The sequence below is a fragment of the Brevibacterium sp. HMSC063G07 genome (assembly GCF_001810665.1).
Lineage (GTDB): Bacteria > Actinomycetota > Actinomycetes > Actinomycetales > Brevibacteriaceae > Brevibacterium.
In genome coordinates this window covers 1-802 of the sequence record NZ_KV802371.1, presented here as the reverse complement: position 1 = coordinate 802, position 802 = coordinate 1, and the positions used below count along the sequence as shown (strand labels likewise).

The window sequence follows — 802 nt, the reverse complement described above, 5'->3', positions numbered from 1 at the left end:
CGGCATCGCGATCGGCGCCGGCACCGACGTCGCCATCGCCTCCGCCGGGGTCATCCTCGCCAGCTCCGATCCGCGCAGCGTTCTGTCGGTCGTCGAGCTGTCGAACGCCGCCTACCGCAAGATGAAGCAGAACCTGTGGTGGGCCGCCGGCTACAACCTCATCTCCGTGCCCCTGGCAGCGGGCGTCCTCGCACCGATCGGCTTCGTCATGCCGATGTGGGTCGGCGCGGTTCTCATGTCGCTGTCGACCGTCGTCGTAGCGCTCAATGCCCAGCTGCTGCGGCGCATCGACCTCTCCCCCGAATCAAGCACCCGCTCCGTCCTGGAGCGCTAGAGGCATAGGACACGGCTATGACGACGGACACGGCATCTGAGAACCACCAGCACGGCTACATCAGCGACAAGGGCCGCTACCTCGCCCGCATGAAGCGCATCGAGGGCCAGGCTCGCGGAATCGCGAAGATGATCGACGAGGAAAAGTACTGCATCGACATCCTCACGCAAATCAGCGCACTCACCCGGGCTCTGCAGGGCGTTGCCACCGGACTGCTCGACGACCACCTCGGGCACTGCGTGCTCAATGCCGCCAAACAGGGTGAGGACGAAGCGCTGGAGAAGCTGCAGGAGGCAAGCGAGGCCATCAGCCGGTTGGTCCGCTCCTGACCTGCCGCGGTGCGCGACAGCCGGCCGAGCCCGCAGCAGGCTCGGCCGCTCAGCGCAGCCGCTGGGGCTTCTGGCAGGCGGGACACCAGTGGGATGAGCGTCCTGCGACGGCGCTGCGCCGAACGGTCGCCCCGCAGCG

General features: G+C 67.6%; 3 protein-coding genes. 2 read left to right on the top strand and 1 reads right to left on the bottom strand.

What is annotated here, in order from left to right; translation table 11 throughout:
- On the top strand, window positions 1–334 hold a 334-nt coding region (locus tag HMPREF2757_RS11315), incomplete at its 5' end, for a hypothetical protein (RefSeq protein WP_083304272.1).
- A gap of 17 nt (window positions 335–351) precedes the next feature.
- Complete coding sequence (locus HMPREF2757_RS11310; RefSeq protein ID WP_070576921.1) at window positions 352–663, top strand: metal-sensitive transcriptional regulator; 312 nt, start codon at window positions 352–354, stop codon at window positions 661–663.
- Window positions 664–712: 49 nt separating this feature from the next.
- On the opposite strand, the gene HMPREF2757_RS11575 is transcribed toward HMPREF2757_RS11310, so the two are convergent.
- Window positions 713–802, bottom strand: a 90-nt coding sequence (locus HMPREF2757_RS11575; RefSeq protein WP_141750273.1) for a zinc finger domain-containing protein, incomplete at its 5' end; no start/stop codon positions are given.

What these genes read in the sequence shown, in the direction of transcription:
- HMPREF2757_RS11310 (WP_070576921.1), top strand. Translation starts at nt 352, where the DNA reads ATGACGACGGACACGGCATCTGAGAACCACCAGCACGGCTACATCAGC.